Origin of the sequence: Pseudomonas baetica (genome assembly GCF_051216495.1) — a bacterium.
Classification (GTDB): domain Bacteria; phylum Pseudomonadota; class Gammaproteobacteria; order Pseudomonadales; family Pseudomonadaceae; genus Aquipseudomonas; species Aquipseudomonas baetica_B.
The window spans coordinates 1-17,248 of sequence record NZ_JBPKAM010000037.1 but is presented as its reverse complement, the minus strand read 5'-3'; the positions used below and the strand labels follow the sequence as shown (position 1 = coordinate 17,248).

General features: G+C 60.4%; 12 protein-coding genes. 5 read left to right on the top strand and 7 right to left on the bottom strand.

The annotated features are described in order from the left end of the window. Window positions 1-195 precede the first annotated feature (195 nt). Window positions 196-2,571, bottom strand: a complete 2,376-nt coding sequence (gene ppsA, locus ACSFE6_RS14980) for a phosphoenolpyruvate synthase (RefSeq protein ID WP_435428336.1) — start codon at window positions 2,569-2,571, stop codon at window positions 196-198. Between the two features lie 174 nt (window positions 2,572-2,745). On the opposite strand from ppsA, the gene ppsR reads away from it, so the two are divergent. Continuing rightward, window positions 2,746-3,564 carry a posphoenolpyruvate synthetase regulatory kinase/phosphorylase PpsR gene (ppsR, locus tag ACSFE6_RS14975; protein ID WP_435428335.1) on the top strand — a complete coding sequence of 273 codons (819 nt, stop codon included), beginning with the start codon at window positions 2,746-2,748 and terminating at the stop codon, window positions 3,562-3,564. 118 nt (window positions 3,565-3,682) lie between these two features. Here ppsR and prpD read toward each other — a convergent pair whose 3' ends face one another. From prpD to ACSFE6_RS14945, 6 genes are all read right to left on the bottom strand, one after another. Then, entirely contained in the window at window positions 3,683-5,167 is a 1,485-nt protein-coding gene (prpD, locus tag ACSFE6_RS14970) for a 2-methylcitrate dehydratase (protein WP_435428334.1), read from the bottom strand. Between the two features lie 126 nt (window positions 5,168-5,293). After that, a complete protein-coding gene (prpF, locus tag ACSFE6_RS14965; RefSeq protein ID WP_435428333.1) occupies window positions 5,294-6,484 on the bottom strand; it encodes a 2-methylaconitate cis-trans isomerase PrpF in 1,191 nt (396 codons plus the stop codon). Window positions 6,485-6,546: 62 nt separating this feature from the next. Next, window positions 6,547-9,141 (bottom strand): Fe/S-dependent 2-methylisocitrate dehydratase AcnD, encoded by a 2,595-nt coding sequence (gene acnD / locus ACSFE6_RS14960; RefSeq protein ID WP_435428332.1) that lies wholly within the window; start codon window positions 9,139-9,141, stop codon window positions 6,547-6,549. Between the two features lie 204 nt (window positions 9,142-9,345). Continuing rightward, window positions 9,346-10,473, bottom strand: coding sequence for a bifunctional 2-methylcitrate synthase/citrate synthase (gene prpC, locus ACSFE6_RS14955; RefSeq protein WP_435428331.1), 1,128 nt, complete (start codon window positions 10,471-10,473; stop codon window positions 9,346-9,348). A 159-nt stretch (window positions 10,474-10,632) separates the two neighbouring features. Next, window positions 10,633-11,523 carry a methylisocitrate lyase gene (gene prpB / locus ACSFE6_RS14950; RefSeq protein WP_435428330.1) on the bottom strand — a complete coding sequence of 297 codons (891 nt, stop codon included), beginning with the start codon at window positions 11,521-11,523 and terminating at the stop codon, window positions 10,633-10,635. Further along, window positions 11,520-12,236: a GntR family transcriptional regulator gene (locus ACSFE6_RS14945; protein WP_435428374.1), complete on the bottom strand. Its 717-nt coding sequence runs from the start codon at window positions 12,234-12,236 to the stop codon at window positions 11,520-11,522. The genes prpB and ACSFE6_RS14945 overlap by 4 nt, the downstream gene beginning before the upstream one ends. A gap of 301 nt (window positions 12,237-12,537) precedes the next feature. On the opposite strand from ACSFE6_RS14945, the gene ACSFE6_RS14940 reads away from it, so the two are divergent. The 4 genes from ACSFE6_RS14940 to pabB all read left to right on the top strand — a co-directional run bounded on the left by ACSFE6_RS14940 (window position 12,538) and on the right by pabB (window position 17,135). After that, window positions 12,538-13,074 (top strand): ATP-dependent zinc protease family protein, encoded by a 537-nt coding sequence (locus ACSFE6_RS14940; protein ID WP_435428329.1) that lies wholly within the window; start codon window positions 12,538-12,540, stop codon window positions 13,072-13,074. Between the two features lie 5 nt (window positions 13,075-13,079). Next, window positions 13,080-14,615, top strand: a complete 1,536-nt coding sequence (locus ACSFE6_RS14935; protein ID WP_435428328.1) for an inactive transglutaminase family protein — start codon at window positions 13,080-13,082, stop codon at window positions 14,613-14,615. Next, on the top strand, window positions 14,615-15,601 hold the full coding sequence (locus tag ACSFE6_RS14930) for an alpha-L-glutamate ligase-like protein (protein ID WP_435428327.1): 987 nt from the start codon (window positions 14,615-14,617) through the stop codon (window positions 15,599-15,601). Before ACSFE6_RS14935 ends, ACSFE6_RS14930 begins: the two co-directional genes overlap by 1 nt. A gap of 190 nt (window positions 15,602-15,791) precedes the next feature. Beyond that, a complete protein-coding gene (gene pabB / locus ACSFE6_RS14925; protein WP_435428326.1) occupies window positions 15,792-17,135 on the top strand; it encodes an aminodeoxychorismate synthase component I in 1,344 nt (447 codons plus the stop codon). Window positions 17,136-17,248: the final 113 nt, after the last annotated feature.

Here is a 17,248-nt window from a genome sequence, read left to right as displayed (position 1 = left end):
AATCTCTTGCACAAAAAAGGGCGGCATCCAGAGGAGCCCGCCCTACTTGAATCTCAAAAAGACCGCTCCCTGTAGGAGCGAGCCCTGCTCGCGAAGAACTTCAGGACACCACGTTTTTCCAGGATAAACGCGTTATCGTTAACGTCCATCGCGAGCAAGCTCGCTCCTACAGAGAGAGCGGCCCGTTTCACACCATCAAGCCGAAGCTTGACCTTCCGCCAGGAAGAACCAGGTCTCCAGTACGGAGTCAGGGTTCAACGAAACGCTTTCGATGCCTTGTTCCATCAGCCATTTGGCCAGGTCCGGGTGGTCCGAAGGGCCCTGACCGCAAATGCCGATGTACTTGCCCGCCTTGTTGCACGCGGCAATGGCGTTGGCCAGCAGTTTCTTGACTGCCGGATTACGCTCGTCGAACAGGTGCGCGATGATACCGGAGTCACGGTCCAGGCCCAGGGTCAGCTGGGTCAGGTCGTTGGAACCGATGGAGAAGCCGTCGAAGAACTCGAGGAACTCTTCGGCCAGGATCGCGTTGGACGGCAGTTCGCACATCATGATGACGCGCAGACCGTTATCGCCACGGGCCAGGCCGTTTTCAGCCAGCAGATCCACCACCTGGCTCGCTTCGCCCAAGGTACGGACGAACGGCACCATGATTTCGACGTTGGTCAGGCCCATGTCGTTGCGCACGCGCTTGAGTGCGCGGCACTCGAGCTCGAAGCAGTCGCGGAACGATTCGCTGATGTAACGCGAGGCGCCGCGGAAGCCCAGCATCGGGTTTTCTTCTTCCGGCTCATAGAGCTTACCGCCGATAAGGTTCGCGTATTCGTTGGACTTGAAGTCCGACAGACGCACGATGACCTTCTTCGGATAGAACGCCGCCGCCAGGGTGCTGATGCCTTCGACCAGTTTTTCGACGTAGAAGCCGACCGGATCGTTGTATCCAGCAATACGCTTGTCGACGCTTTCCTTGATGTCCTGCGGCAGGCCGTCGTAGTTCAGCAGCGCCTTAGGGTGCACGCCGATCATGCGGTTGATGATGAACTCCAGGCGGGCCAGGCCCACACCGGCGTTCGGCAGCTGTGCGAAGTCAAAGGCGCGGTCAGGGTTGCCGACGTTCATCATGATCTTGAACGGCAGCTCCGGCATGGCATCCACGGAGTTCTTCTTGATGTCGAAGCCCAGTTCGCCTTCGAAGATGAAACCGGTGTCGCCTTCAGCGCAGGAAACGGTGACGCCCTGGCCGTCTTTCAACAGCTGGGTGGCGTTACCGCAACCGACCACGGCCGGAATACCCAGTTCACGGGCGATGATCGCCGCGTGGCAGGTACGACCGCCACGGTTGGTGACTATGGCGCTGGCGCGCTTCATGACCGGTTCCCAGTCCGGATCGGTCATGTCGGAGACCAGTACGTCGCCGACCTGGACCTTGTCCATCTCGGACACGTCCTTGATGATGCGGACCTTGCCCGCGCCGATGCGCTGGCCGATGGCGCGACCTTCCACCAGCACGGTGCCGGTTTCCTTCAGCAGGTAACGTTCCATGACGTTGGCCTGGGTACGGCTCTTCACGGTTTCCGGACGGGCCTGCACGATGTACAGCTTGCCGTCGTCACCGTCCTTGGCCCACTCGATGTCCATCGGGCAGCCATAGTGTTTCTCGATGATCATTGCCTGCTTGGCCAGCTCGCTGACTTCGGCATCGGTCAGGCAGAAACGCGCGCGTTCGGCCTTGTCGACATCGACGGTCTTGACCGAACGACCGGCCTTGGCCTCGTCGCCGTAGATCATCTTGATGGCCTTGCTGCCCAGGTTGCGGCGCAGGATCGCCGGGCGACCGGCGGCCAGCGTGCCTTTGTGGACATAGAATTCATCCGGGTTCACCGCGCCTTGTACGACGGTTTCACCCAGGCCGTAGGCGCCGGTGATGAACACCACGTCGCGGAAGCCCGATTCGGTATCGAGGGTGAACATCACGCCGGCGGTGCCGGTTTCGGAACGGACCATGCGTTGTACGCCGGCCGACAGGGCTACCAACTTGTGGTCGAAGCCCTGATGCACGCGGTAGGAAATCGCGCGATCGTTGAAAAGGGAGGCGAACACTTCCTTGGCGGCGCGAATGACGTTATCGACACCACGGATGTTCAGGAAGGTTTCCTGCTGACCGGCGAAGGACGCATCGGGCAAGTCTTCGGCGGTAGCGGAAGAACGTACGGCCACGGCCACGTCAGGGTTGCCGGAGGACAGCGCGGCGAACGCGGCGCGGATTTCGGCATTCAGTTTTTCCGGGAACTCGGCTTCCATGATCCATTGACGGATCTGGGCGCCGGTCTTGGCCAAGGCATTCACGTCGTCGACGTCCAGGGCATCAAGGGCGTCGTGAATCTGCTGGTTCAAGCCGCTCAGTTCCAGGAAGTCGCGATAAGCCTGAGCGGTCGTGGCGAAGCCACCGGGCACCGATACACCGGCACCTGCAAGGTTGCTGATCATCTCGCCCAGGGATGCGTTCTTGCCCCCCACATGCTCAACATCGTGTTTGCCGAGCTTATCGAGGGAAACTACGTACTCTACCAAGGTGATCTCTCCACTAACTGTGTTGGAAAAGCTCAGACACCGGCTGCTCGGGGGAGCGTTTGCCAGCTGTATGGCCTGGACCTGGAAAATAAGTGAGAATGCGGGCCAATGGCGGCCGGCAAACCGCGCCTATCATATCCAAGATTCGTTACTAGCTTAAGGCCCAAGGTGCAAATGAAACGATCTGCTTTCTTTATCTCCGATGGCACCGGCATTACGGCCGAAACCCTGGGTCAAAGCCTTCTGGCGCAGTTCGAAAACATTACCTTCAGCAAAGTCACGCGGCCGTACATCGACAGCGTGGACAAAGCGCGGGCCATGGTACAACAAATCAACAAAGCCGCCGAAACCGACGGCTTCCGTCCGATTATCTTCGATACCATCGTCAATCAGGACATTCGTGAGATCCTCGCGACTTCCAATGGTTTCATGATCGACATTTTCTCGACCTTCCTGGCGCCTCTCGAACAGGAACTGACCGAGCATTCTTCCTACACCGTCGGCAAGTCCCATTCCATCGGGGCCAACACCAATTACATGGAGCGTATCGAGGCCGTTAACTTCGCCCTCGACAACGACGACGGCGCCCGTACGCACTATTACGACAAGGCCGACCTGATCCTGGTGGGCGTGTCACGCTGCGGCAAAACGCCTACCTGCCTGTACATGGCCATGCAATTCGGCATCCGCGCGGCCAACTACCCTCTGACCGAAGACGACATGGAACGCCTGCAACTGCCCAGCGCCCTGCGCGCCCACCAGCACAAGCTGTTCGGCCTGACCATCGACCCGGACCGCTTGACCGCGATCCGCAACGAGCGCAAGCCCAACAGCCGCTACTCGAGCTACGCCCAGTGCGAGTTCGAAGTGCGCGAAGTGGAAAACCTGTTCCGCCGCGAAAACATTCCGAACATCAACTCCACGCATTTCTCCGTTGAAGAAATTTCCGCAAAGATCCTTGTGGAGAAAGGCGTCGAGCGGCGTTTCAAATAAATCTCAATCGCCTGTTCTGGCCTCATCGCCAGCAGGCTAGCTCCCACAGTTGATTTGTGTACACCGCAGATCCCCTGTGGGAGCTAGCCTGCTAGCGATTGAACGATAACGCGGTCTCCTAGATAACAAACAAATCCACAAACCTGTTCACCGGCGTCGCCTCAAGCCGCGCCTGGTCCTTGCACAACGCAAATATCTCCTCGCTTCGCTGCCCGACAAACCGCGTCGCCAGGTTCGCCCTGAACTTGTCCTCCAGCAACGGGATACCCTCGGCACGGCGCCGACGGTGGCCGATCGGGTATTCCACCACCACGTTTGCGGTACTGGACCCATCCTTGAAGAACACCTGCACCGCATTGGCGATGGAGCGCTTGTCAGCCTCCAGATATTCGCGGGTAAAGCGCGGGTCTTCGACGATGACCATTTTGCCGCGCAACACATCGATGATCGGATGCGCTTTGTGGAAATCGTCCTCGTAGTACTCCGCCACCAGATTGCCGAAGGCCAGTGGCACCGCGGTCATGTACTGGAGGCAATGATCGCGGTCGGCGGCATTGGCCAACGGGCCGACCTTGGAAATAATGCGGATCGCCGACTCGTGGGTGGTGATGACGATCCGGTCGATTTCATGCAGGCGATTACGCACCTGCGGGTGCAACGTCACTGCCGCTTCACAGGCGGTTTGCGCGTGAAACTCGGCGGGAAAACTGATTTTGAACAGCACGTTTTCCATCACATAACTGCCGTATGGCCGGGAGAAACTGAAGGCACGCTTGTCTTCGGGCTTGAGCGCCAGATCGTTGTTGGTATGGCTGAACAGCACGTCATAAAAGCCCCACTGCCTGGCACCCAAGACACCCGGAATCCCCATCTCGCCACGCATCGCAATATCCGCCAGACGCACGCCACGGCTTGACGCATCGCCCGCCGCCCAGGACTTGCGCGACCCGGCATTTGGCGCATGCCGGTAGGTGCGCAGCGCCTGGCCGTCGGCGAATGCGTGGGACAACGCCGAGAGCAACTGCTCACGATTGGCGCCCATCAGCTTGGCGGTAACCGCCGCCGAGGCGACCTTAACCAGAATGACGTGATCAAGACCGACGCGATTGAAGGAGTTTTCCAGGGCAATCACACCTTGAATCTCGTGTGCCATGATCATCGCTTCGAGCATGGTACGAACAGTCAATGCTGCATTGCCATTGGCCAAGCGCTTTTGTGATAAATGGTCAGCCACGGCAAGGATGCCACCGAGATTGTCCGACGGATGGCCCCACTCGGCCGCGAGCCATGTGTCGTTGTAATCGAGCCAACGCACGATGCAACCGATGTCCCACGCCGCCTTGACCGGGTCCAATCGAAAGCTGGTGCCCGGCACCCGCGCACCAAAGGGCACAACGGTCCCTTCGACCAACGGCCCCAGGTGTTTGGTGCACTCGGGGAAACGCAGCGCCAGCAGGCCACAGCCCAGGGTATCCATCAGACAGTTGCGGGCGGTGTCCAGGGCTTCTTCGGACTCGACCTTGAAGTTGAGGACGTAATCGACAATGTCCTGCAAGACCTGGTCATAGTCCGGGCGATTGTTGAGGTCAACGTTGGCGCTCATGTTCGATTCACTCTTGTAGGAGCGAGCTCGCTCGCGATGGTGGAAGGCACACCACTGTGCATCAGGGACGCCTCGTTATCGTTGACGTCCATCGCGAGCAAGCTCGCTCCTACAGGGGTGTGTCGATCAGAAGGAGTCGCCCGGCACCCGCACGAACCCTTCCATCAACACCCGCGCACTGCGGCTCATGATGGCTTTGTTCACGGCCCATTCGCCATTGAGCTGGCTGGCCTCGGCGCCGACACGCAGGGTGCCGGACGGATGACCGAAGCGCACCGCGTTGCGTTCGACACCGCCGGCCGCGAGGTTGACCAAGGTGCCGGAAATCGCCGCCGCCGTGCCGATCGCCACAGCCGCCGTGCCCATCATCGCGTGGTGCAGTTTGCCCATGGACAGCGCGCGCACCAGCAGGTCGACATCGCCGGCGGCAATCGCTTTACCGCTGGAGGCAACGTAGTCCGCTGGCTTGGCCACGAATGCCACTTTGGGCGTGTGCTGCCGCTTGGCCGCTTCGTCGACGTTGGCAATCAGGCCCATGCGCACTGCGCCATAGGCACGGATGGTTTCGAACATCTGCAGCGCTTTCGGATCACCGTTGATCGCGCCCTGCAACTCGGTGCCCTTGTAGCCGATGTCTTCGGCATTGACGAAAATCGTCGGGATGCCGGCGTTGATCATGGTCGCCTTGAAGGTGCCGACACCGGGTACTTCGAGATCATCGATCAGGTTGCCGGTAGGAAACATCGAACCGCCGCCGCCCTCTTCTTCCGCAGCCGGATCGAGGAACTCGATTTGCACTTCAGCGGCCGGGAACGTCACGCCGTCGAGTTCAAAATCGCCGGTTTCCTGCACTTCACCGTTGGTGATCGGCACATGGGCGATGATGGTCTTGCCGATATTGGCTTGCCACACGCGAACCACGGCAACGCCGTTGTGCGGAATGCGGCTGGCATCCACCAGGCCATTGCTGACGGCGAACGAACCGACTGCCGCCGAGAGGTTGCCGCAATTGCCGCTCCAATCGACGAAAGGCTTGTCGATGGAGACCTGACCGAACAAGTAATCGACGTCGTGATCGGCCTTGATGCTTTTCGACAGGATCACGGTTTTGCTGGTGCTGGAGGTCGCGCCGCCCATGCCGTCGATTTGCTTGTCGTACGGATCGGGGCTGCCGATCACGCGCAACAACAAAGCGTCGCGGGCCGGGCCCGGAACCTGTGCCGCTTCCGGCAAATCCTTCAGGCTGAAGAACACGCCTTTACTGGTACCGCCACGCATGTAGGTGGCAGGAATTTTGATCTGAGGTGCGTGAGCCATAATGCTCGTTACTCCTTGAAATGAGACACGGGACCCAAGGTCCCGTGTCCGTACAGCCTGTGTTAAACGGCTACCGCCGATTCTTCGAGGAAGTCCTGGGCGAAGCGCTGCAACACGCCGCCCGCCTCGTAGATCGACACTTCTTCAGCGGTGTCGAGGCGGCAGGTCACCGGCACTTCGACGCGTTCGCCGTTCTTGCGATGGATCACCAGGGTCAGATCGGCCCGTGGCGTGCGATCACCGATCACGTCATAGATCTCGGTGCCGTCGATGGCCAGGGTGTGACGGTTGGTGCCCGGCTTGAACTCCAGCGGCAACACGCCCATGCCCACCAGGTTAGTGCGGTGGATGCGCTCGAAACCTTCGGCGGCGATCGCCTCCACACCCGCCAGACGCACGCCCTTGGCTGCCCAGTCGCGGGACGAGCCCTGACCGTAGTCGGCGCCGGCGATGATGATCAGCGACTGCTTGCGATCCATGTAGGTCTCGATGGCTTCCCACATGCGCATCACTTTGCCTTCCGGCTCGACGCGGGCCAGGGAGCCCTGCTTGACCTTGCCGTTTTCCTGGACCATTTCGTTGAACAGTTTCGGGTTGGCGAAGGTGGCGCGCTGTGCGGTCAGGTGGTCACCACGGTGGGTCGCGTAGGAGTTGAAGTCCTCTTCCGGCAGGCCCATTTTCGCCAGGTATTCGCCGGCGGCGCTGTCCATCATGATGGCGTTGGACGGCGACAGGTGATCGGTGGTGATGTTGTCCGGCAGTACCGCCAGCGGGCGCATGCCCTTGAGCGGACGGGCGCCGGCCAATGCGCCTTCCCAGTACGGCGGACGGCGGATGTAGGTGCTCATCTCGCGCCAGTCGTACAGTGGCGCGACTTTCGGGCCGTTGTCTTCGTGGATGGCGAACATCGGGATGTAGACCTGACGGAACTGCTCCGGCTTCACCGAGGCCTTGACCACCGCGTCGATTTCTTCGTCGCTCGGCCAGATGTCCTTCAGGCGGATTTCCTTGCCGTCGACCACGCCCAGCACGTCTTTTTCGATGTCGAAACGGATGGTACCGGCGATGGCGTAAGCGACCACCAGCGGCGGCGAGGCGAGGAATGCCTGCTTGGCGTACGGGTGAATCCGGCCGTCGAAGTTACGGTTGCCCGACAGCACGGCAGTGGCGTACAGGTCGCGATCGATGATTTCCTGCTGGATCACCGGGTCCAGCGCACCGGACATGCCGTTGCAGGTGGTGCAGGCAAAGGCCACGACGCCGAAACCGAGCTGCTCCAGCTCATCGGTCAGGCCAGCTTCGTCCAGGTACAGCGCCACGGTTTTCGAGCCCGGCGCCAGGGATGATTTGACCCAAGGCTTGCGGGTCAGGCCGAGTTTGTTGGCGTTGCGCGCCAGCAGACCGGCAGCGATCACGTTGCGCGGGTTGCTGGTGTTGGTGCAGCTGGTGATGGCGGCGATGATCACCGCGCCGTCCGGCATTTGCCCTGGAACGTCTTCCCACTGTCCGGAAATGCCTTTGGCCGCCAGATCCGAAACGGCCACACGGGCGTGCGGGTTGCTTGGGCCAGCCATGTTGCGCACCACCGAAGACAGATCGAAGGTCAGACCACGCTCGTATTGCGCGCCCTTCAGGCTGTCAGCCCACAGACCGATCTGCTTGGCGTAGCTCTCGACCAACTGCACCTGCTCGTCTTCACGGCCGGTGAGCTTGAGGTAGTCGATGGTTTGCTGGTCGATGTAAAACATCGCTGCAGTGGCGCCGTATTCCGGAGCCATGTTGGAAATGGTTGCACGGTCGCCGAGGGTCAGCGCGGACGCGCCTTCGCCGAAGAATTCCAGCCAAGCGCCCACAACCTTCTGCTTGCGCAGGAATTCGGTCAGCGCCAGCACCATGTCGGTGGCGGTGATGCCCGGTTGCAGCTTGCCGGTCAGTTCGACGCCGACGCTTTCCGGCAGGCGCATCCAGGATGCACGGCCCAACATCACGCTTTCCGCTTCCAGACCACCGACACCGATAGCGATCACGCCCAGCGCATCGACGTGCGGGGTGTGGCTGTCTGTACCGACGCAGGTATCAGGGAACGCCACGCCGTCACGCACCTGGATCACCGGAGACATTTTCTCCAGGTTGATCTGGTGCATGATGCCGTTGCCTGGCGGGATCACGTCGACGTTCTTGAACGCCTTCTTGGTCCAGTTGATGAAGTGGAAACGGTCTTCGTTGCGACGGTCTTCGATGGCGCGGTTCTTCTCGAACGCCTCCGGATCGAAGCCACCGCGCTCGACGGCCAGGGAGTGGTCGACGATCAGCTGGGTCGGCACCACCGGGTTGACTTGCGCCGGGTCACCGCCTTGCTGGGCGATGGCGTCACGCAGGCCGGCGAGGTCCACCAGCGCGGTCTGGCCGAGGATGTCGTGGCACACCACGCGAGCCGGGAACCATGGGAAATCGAGGTCGCGCTTGCGCTCGATGAATTGCTTCAGGGATTCGGTGAGCGTGGCCGGGTCGCAGCGACGCACAAGGTTTTCCGCCAGCACGCGGGAGGTGTACGGCAGGGTGTCGTAGGCGCCGGGCTGGATGGCCTCGACCGCCGCACGCACGTCGTAGTAATCCAGATGGCTGCCGGGCAGCGTTTTACGGAATTCTGTGTTCATCGGTCAGGACTCGGTCACGGTAATTACAAAGGGTGGGGCTTGGCACTAGGCCTGAAGTTCACACCATCCACTGTGGGAGCGAGCCAGCTCGCGAAAGCGGTATTTCAGTCAACATCGATGTTGAATGTCTGTCCGTCTTCGCGAGCAGGCTCGCTCCCACAGGGTCTCGGTTCCTTCAGTTGCCGAAGTTCAGGCCTCCACCATTCAGCGTTGTTCGATTGGCACGAACTTGCGCTGTTCAACGCCGGTGTACTCGGCGCTCGGGCGAATGATGCGGTTGTTGGCACGTTGTTCGTAGACGTGGGCGGCCCAGCCAGTCAGGCGCGAGCAGACGAAAATCGGTGTGAACAATTTGGTCGGGATGCCCATGAAGTGGTACGCCGAGGCATGGTAGAAGTCGGCGTTCGGGAACAGTTTCTTCTGCTCCCACATGGTCTTGTCGATAGCTTCGGAGACCGGGAACAACACCTTGTCGCCCACTTCTTCAGCCAGCTTCTTCGACCAGCCCTTGATCACTTCGTTACGTGGATCGCTGTCCTTATAGATCGCGTGGCCAAAGCCCATGATCTTGTCCTTGCGCTCAAGCATGCCGAGGGTGCCTTTGATCGCCTCTTCCGGCGACGAGAAGCGCTCGATCATTTCCATCGCCGCTTCGTTGGCGCCGCCATGCAGAGGGCCGCGCAGCGAGCCGATGGCCGCGGTGATGCAGGAGAACAGGTCGGACAGGGTCGAGGCGCAAACGCGAGCGGTGAAGGTCGAGGCGTTGAACTCGTGCTCCGCGTAAAGAATCAGCGAGACGTTCATCACCTTAACGTGCAACTCGCTCGGCTTCTTGCCGTGCAACAGGTGCAGGAAGTGGCCACCGATGGACTGCTCGTCACTCACGCAATCGATACGCTTGCCTTCGTGGCTGAAGCGATACCAGTAGGTCATGATCGCCGGGAAGGCGGCCAGCAGGCGGTCGGTCTTGTCGTGCTGCTCGGAGAAGTTGTTCTCCGGCTCCAGGTTACCCAGGAACGAGCAACCGGTGCGCATCACGTCCATTGGATGGGCGTCGGCAGGGATGCGTTCCAGCACTTCTTTCAGCGCTTGCGGCAGGTCGCGCAGCTTGCTCAGTTTGCTGATGTACGCCGCCAATTGGGTTTTGCTTGGCAGTTCGCCGTACAGCAGCAGGTAAGCGACTTCTTCGAATTGTGCGTCAGCCGCCAGTTCGCGAACGTCGTAGCCGCGATAGGTCAGGCCTGCGCCTTCCTGGCCCACGGTGGACAGTGCGGTTTGCCCGGCAACCTGGCCACGGAGCCCGGCGCCACTGAGTACTTTTGCTTCGGCCATTGCTGTCTCCAATCTTCTTGAATTTGTTGGGGAAACTTCCCTCCTGTAGGAGCGAGCATGCTCGCGATGGTGGACGCTACGCCGCGGGGTCACAGGGTTCCCGCGTTATCGTTGACGTCCATCGCGAGCATGCTCGCTCCTACAGTCACAGGGTGTTGATTACTTCTTCGCGGCAAACAACGCATCGAGCTTCTGCTCGAAGGTGTGGTAGTCGATGCGATCGTAAAGCTCCATGCGGGTCTGCATGGTGCCGATGACGTTCTGTTGCGTGCCGTCGCGACGGATGGCGGTGTAGACGTTTTCCGCGGCCTTGTTCATGGCACGGAAGGCCGACAGCGGGTACAGCACCAGGGATACATCGGCACCAGCCAATTGTTCGGTGGTGTACAGCGGCGTCGCGCCGAATTCGGTGATGTTGGCCAGGATCGGCGCTTTCACGCGACTGGCGAACAGTTTGTACATTTCCAGTTCGGTGATGGCTTCCGGGAACACCATGTCGGCGCCGGCTTCGATGCAGGCGGCAGCGCGATCCAGCGCGGACTCCAGGCCTTCCACCGCCAGGGCGTCGGTACGGGCCATGATCACGAAGCTGTCGTCGGTACGGGCATCGACGGCCGCCTTGATGCGGTCGACCATTTCCTGCTGGGTCACGATTTCCTTATTAGGACGGTGGCCGCAACGCTTGGCGCCGACCTGGTCTTCGATGTGAATCGCCGCCGCGCCGAACTTGATCATCGACTTGACGGTACGGGCAACGTTGAAGGCCGAGGAGCCGAAACCGGTGTCCACGTCCACCAGCAGTGGCAGATCGCAGACGTCGGTGATGCGGCGCACGTCGGTCAGCACGTCATCCAGGCCGGTGATGCCCAGGTCAGGCACGCCGAGGGAGCCTGCAGCCACCCCGCCACCGGACAGGTAGATCGCCTTGAAACCGGCGCGCTTGGCCAGCAGCGCGTGGTTGGCGTTGATCGCGCCGACCACTTGCAATGGATGCTCGCTGGCGACCGCATCGCGGAAACGCTGGCCTGGAGTGCTTTTGTTCAAACTCATGACTCACCTCGTTTGGCTGTCGGATTGGCGCCGTCCTGGTAATGACGGGCGATATTGCGTTTGGAAGCGCCGATGTGACGGCGCATCAACAACTCGGCCAGCTCACCGTCACGGTCGGCGATGGCATCGAGAATTCGGTGGTGTTCGGCAAAGGCCTGGTGCGGACGATTGGGTGTTGTGGAGAACTGGATGCGGTACATGCGCACCAGTTGATACAGCTCGCCGCAGAGCAATTGCGTCAGGGTGCGGTTGCCGCTGCCCTGGATGATTCGGTAGTGGAAGTCGAAATCACCTTCCTGCTGGTAATAGCCTCGGCCGGCCTGGAACGCTTCATCGCGCTCGTGGGTTTCGAGGACACGCCGCAGTTCGTCGATCTCTTCGACGCTCATGCGCTCGGCGGCCAGGCGACAGGCCATGCCTTCAAGGGACTCGCGGATTTCGTAGAGCTCCAGCAGTTCGGCATGGTTGAGCGAGACAACCCGAGCGCCGACGTGCGGTACGCGAACCAGCAGGCGCTGACCTTCCAGACGGTGGATGGCCTCACGCAGCGGACCGCGGCTGATGCCATAGGTACGCGCCAGCTCCGGTTCGGAGATTTTGCTGCCCGGGGCGATTTCACCCTTGACGATAGCCGCCTGGATGCGTCGGAAGACGTTCTCGGAAAGCGTTTCAGAATCGTCTGAAATCGAAACCGGAGGTTCGAGTTGGTCCAGCATATTGTCGACACCTTGTAAGCCAGTGCCGCAAAAACTAACCAATACCGCCGTAACAGTCAAAGGATAATTGGATATTGTCGACAATCGTCTAATAACCACATTGATCACAAGGACGCGGCCAACCTGTTTATAGTCGCCGGGCAGCGCTGGCGCCATAAAACCACCGTGCTAGAATGCCGCCCGCATTTGTTTGTCACATCTGCACTGTCTGTCATAAAACCCTGATAGGCATACGAGGAGCTTGCGCAGCAATGCCAGGGTCTTGAATCGAAACACGGACCGCTGCGCACCAGGATTTATGAGACTCAAGCCCTTCCCCGCTTTCCTTTATTTTCTTTGCCTGCCAGGTGTCGCCGTGGCGGGGGAAAAGACCGTGTATGGCCTTAATGAGTACGCGTCGCTGGGTGGCCTGGACCTGGAAGTGGCCGCCAAACTCGATACCGGGGCCAAAACCGCTTCCCTGAGTGCCCGCGACATCAAGCGCTTCAAACGCAATGGCGAGTCCTGGGTACGTTTTTACCTGGCCATCGACACCGCCCACTCTCACCCGATCGAACGCCCGCTGGCCCGCGTCAGCAAGATCAAGCGCCGGGCCGGTGACTACGACCCGGAAGAAGGCAAGAAGTACACCGCCCGCCCGGTGATCGAACTGGATATTTGCATGGGCTCGGCCCTACGCAGCATCGAAGTGAACCTGACCGACCGCAGCGCGTTCCAATATCCGCTTTTGATCGGCTCCGAAGCGCTCAAACGCTTCGATGCGCTGGTCGACCCCAGTCTTAAATACGCTGCCGGCAAACCCGCCTGCGCCACCGACGCTCATACCGCAGAGTAATTCCAATGCGCTCTCTTACCCTTCATCTGAAAATGCTGATCGCCATCCTGGTGGTGCTGGGCATTTCAGTCACGGCCTACCAGATCTTCGTGCTGGGCATTCCCGTGACCGAAGACGCCACCGACGACTTGTGGAACATCGACGCCAAGGTCGAGTTCGTCGCCAGTGCCAAGGATCCGGTCAAGATCCAGATGTTCGTGCCACCGCTGAGCCGCGACTATGTCAGCCTCAACGAGAGCTTCATCTCCAATAACTACGGGGTGGCGGTCAACCGGGTCGACGGTAACCGCAAGGTCACCTGGTCGGCACGTCGGGCCAAGGGCAACCAGACCCTTTATTACCGCCTGGTGCTGACCAAGCGCTACAGCGCCGAAAAGTCCAAGATCAAAGGTCCGACCTTCCGCGACAGCATCGCCATCGAAGGCCCGGAAAAAATCGCCGCCGAAGCCCTGCTCGCGCCGATCCGTCAACACTCGGCCGACGTCGAAACCTTCGTCGGCGAAGCGATCAAACGTGTCAACAATGTCAACGACGACAACGTGAAGCTGCTGTTGGCGGGCGATCCGTCCACGGCGCAAAAAGCCAGGATCGTCGAACTGGTGCTGTCCATCGCCCACGTGCCAGTGGAAAAAGTCCACACCATTCGCCTGGTGGCCGACCAGCCGCAGACACCGGAGCTCTGGCTGCGAAGCTTCAACGGCACCGACTGGCTGTACTTCAACCCGGAAACCGGCGAACAGGGCCTGCCGACCGACCGCCTGCTGTGGTGGACCGGTGAGGAGAACCTGATCACCGTCGATGGCGGCAAGAAAGCCACTGTCACCTTCAGCATGAACAACAGCGAAATGAACGCCATTCGCCTGGCCAAGCTGACCGACGAAAACACCGACGCCAATTTCCTCGAATACTCGCTGTACGGTTTGCCGCTGCAAACCCAGCAAACGTTCATGATCATGGTGATGATCCCGATCGGCGTGCTGGTGATCCTGATCCTGCGCAACCTGATCGGCCTGCAGACCCTCGGCACCTTCACCCCGGTGCTGATCGCCCTGGCCTTCCGCGAAACCCAGCTTGGCTTCGGTATCGTGCTGTTCACGATCATTACGGCCCTGGGACTCTCACTGCGTTCCTACCTTGAACACCTGAAGCTGCAAATGCTGCCGAGGCTGTCGGTGGTACTGACATTCGTGGTGGTATTGATCGCGGCCATCAGCCTGCTCAGCCACAAGCTGGGCCTTGAGCGAGGGTTGTCGGTGGCGCTGTTCCCGATGGTCATTCTGACCATGACCATCGAACGCCTGTCGATCACCTGGGAAGAACGTGGCGGCGGCCATGCCATGAAAGTGGCGATCGGTACGTTGTTCGCCGCAACCCTGGCTCACCTGATCATGACCATTCCGGAGCTGGTGTACTTCGTGTTCACCTTCCCGGCGATCCTGCTGATCATGGTGGGCTTCATGCTGGCCATGGGTCGCTATCGCGGCTACCGCCTGACCGAGCTGGTGCGTTTCAAGGCTTTCCTGAAAAAGGCTGACGCTTGATGTTCGGCTTCTGGAAGACCTGGAAGGCCCTGGAAGCCCGGGGCATCATGGGTATCAATCGGCGCAACGCAGACTACGTACTCAAGTACAACAAGCGCAGCCTGTACCCGATTGTCGATGACAAGATCATCACCAAGGAACGTGCCATCGCGGCCGGCATCCATGTGCCGGAACTGTACGGGATCATCTCCACCGAGAAGGAAATCGAAAAACTCGACGAGATCATCGGTGGGCGCAGCGACTTCGTGATCAAACCGGCCCAAGGCGCCGGCGGTGACGGCATCCTGGTGATTGCCGACCGCTTTGAAGGGCGCTATCGCACGGTATCCGGCAAGATCATCAGCCACGAGGAAATCGAGCATCAGATTTCCAGCATCCTCACCGGGCTCTATTCCCTTGGCGGGCATCGCGACAGGGCGCTGATCGAGTACCGCGTAATCCCGGACCAGATCTTCAAAAGCATCAGTTACGAAGGCGTGCCCGACATCCGCATCATCGTGCTGATGGGCTACCCGGTCATGGCCATGCTGCGCCTTCCGACCCGCCAGTCCGGCGGCAAGGCCAACCTGCATCAAGGGGCCATCGGCGTCGGTGTCGACCTCGCCACCGGTCTGACCCTGCGTGGCACCTGGCTGAACAACATCATCGCCAAACACCCGGACACCACCAACGCGGTGGACGGCGTGCAACTGCCCTACTGGGACGGCTTCATGAAACTCGCCGCCGGGTGCTATGAGCTGTGCGGCCTGGGTTACATCGGTGTCGACATGGTGCTCGACCAGGAAAAAGGCCCGCTGATCCTTGAGCTCAATGCCCGGCCGGGCTTGAACATCCAGATTGCCAACGACTGCGGCCTGACCTTGCGCACCCACGCGGTCGAAGCGCGACTGGAAGAGATGAAGGCCCGTGGCGTGACCGAAACCGTCGAAGAGCGTGTGGCGTTCGTGCAGGAAATGTTCGGGCATATTCCGCCGGTCGAAGGTTGATCCCTCCCCCTGTAGGAGCGAGCACGCTCGCGATGGTCGTCAACGATGACGATGGAAACCTGACACTACGCGGTGTTCCGGCGCTCATCGCGAGCATGCTCGCTCCTACAGGTCATCAATCCCCACTAGGACCAAATCCCGCAGGGGACTACAATCGCCACCCCGCCTCGATGGCTGATCCAACCCGCCCATGCTGATCTGTTCCGTATACCCGCTCCCCTATCGCGCCAACCCCGCCGACTACTTTTCGGCCATCCGCCACGCCCCCGGCGCAGTGCTGCTCGACAGCGGCCGACCCAGTGCCGAGCGCGGCCGGTTCGACCTGCTCAGCGCCTGGCCGCTGGAACAGCTGACGGTAGCGCCTGACGAAAGTGGTGGCGATTTCCTGCAACGCCTGCGGGACAACCTGACACGACTGGGTGAAGCCTCCCTGCCGGCAGCCTATGAACTGCCATTCGCCGGCGGTTTGATCGGCTACCTGAGCTACGACTTCGGTCGTCATCTGGAACACCTGCCAAGTGAGGCGCAGGACGATCTGCAACTGCCGGATGCGCGCTTCGGCCTGTATGACTGGGCGCTGATCAGCGATCACCAGCAGGCCACCAGTCAACTGGTGTTTCACCCGACGCTGGCGGACAGCGAGCGTCAACGCCTGATCCAGCTATTCAATCAATCAGCTGTTGAAGCGGTCGAGCCGTTCAAACTGAAAGCCCCCATGAAGGCTGACCTGAGCTCAGATCAGTATCGCCAGGCAATCGAACGCATTCAGCAATACATCCAGGCCGGCGACTGCTATCAGGTCAATTTCGCCCAGCGTTTCCGCGCGCCCTGTCAGGGTGATCCGTGGACCGCGTATTGCGCCTTGCGCCTGGCATGCCCGACGCCGTTTTCCGGGTTCCAGAGTTTGCCTGACGGCGGCGCGGTGCTGAGCCTGTCGCCGGAGCGCTTCGTCAAAGTCAGTGAACGGCATGTGGAAACCCGTCCGATCAAAGGCACTCGTCCTCGCGGACTGACCGCTGCCGAAGATGCGGCGAATGCCGATGAACTGCTGGCCAGCCCCAAGGATCGCGCGGAAAACCTGATGATCGTCGACTTGCTGCGCAACGACCTCGGTCGCACCTGCCGCACAGGCTCGGTCCGGGTCCCGGAACTGTTCAGCCTGGAAAGCTACCCCAACGTGCATCATCTGGTGAGCAGCGTGACCGGCGAACTGGCGGACGACCGGGATGCACTGGACCTGATCGCCGGCAGTTTCCCGGGCGGTTCGATTACCGGCGCGCCGAAGATTCGGGCGATGCAGATCATCGACGAGCTGGAGCCGACCCGGCGCGGGTTGTATTGCGGCTCATTGTTGTATCTGGACGTGCGCGGCGAGATGGACAGCTCCATCGCCATACGCAGTTTGCTGGTCAAGGAAGGTCAGGTGTGTTGCTGGGGTGGCGGCGGGATTGTCGCGGATTCGCAGTGGCAGGCCGAATATCAGGAATCGATCACCAAGGTGAAAGTACTGCTCGATACCCTGCAGAACCTCTAAAAGCTTCGCGAGCAGGCTCGCTCCCACAAAACCGGCCAGGCCCCCTTGGAGAGAAGCCCCCCGCAAAAGAGACCTCCCGGGCAAACAACAAACCCCAATACCATTTGCCGCCC

Coding starts and splice junctions, on each gene's coding strand:
- ppsR (WP_435428335.1), top strand. CDS start 2,746: ATGAAACGATCTGCTTTCTTTATCTCCGATGGCACCGGCATTACGGCC.
- acnD (WP_435428332.1), bottom strand. CDS start 9,141: ATGAACACAGAATTCCGTAAAACGCTGCCCGGCAGCCATCTGGATTAC.
- ACSFE6_RS14935 (WP_435428328.1), top strand. CDS start 13,080: ATGCGCTCTCTTACCCTTCATCTGAAAATGCTGATCGCCATCCTGGTG.
- prpB (WP_435428330.1), bottom strand. CDS start 11,523: ATGAGTTTGAACAAAAGCACTCCAGGCCAGCGTTTCCGCGATGCGGTC.
- prpC (WP_435428331.1), bottom strand. CDS start 10,473: ATGGCCGAAGCAAAAGTACTCAGTGGCGCCGGGCTCCGTGGCCAGGTT.
- pabB (WP_435428326.1), top strand. CDS start 15,792: ATGCTGATCTGTTCCGTATACCCGCTCCCCTATCGCGCCAACCCCGCC.
- ACSFE6_RS14940 (WP_435428329.1), top strand. CDS start 12,538: ATGAGACTCAAGCCCTTCCCCGCTTTCCTTTATTTTCTTTGCCTGCCA.
- prpF (WP_435428333.1), bottom strand. CDS start 6,484: ATGGCTCACGCACCTCAGATCAAAATTCCTGCCACCTACATGCGTGGC.
- prpD (WP_435428334.1), bottom strand. CDS start 5,167: ATGAGCGCCAACGTTGACCTCAACAATCGCCCGGACTATGACCAGGTC.
- ACSFE6_RS14930 (WP_435428327.1), top strand. CDS start 14,615: ATGTTCGGCTTCTGGAAGACCTGGAAGGCCCTGGAAGCCCGGGGCATC.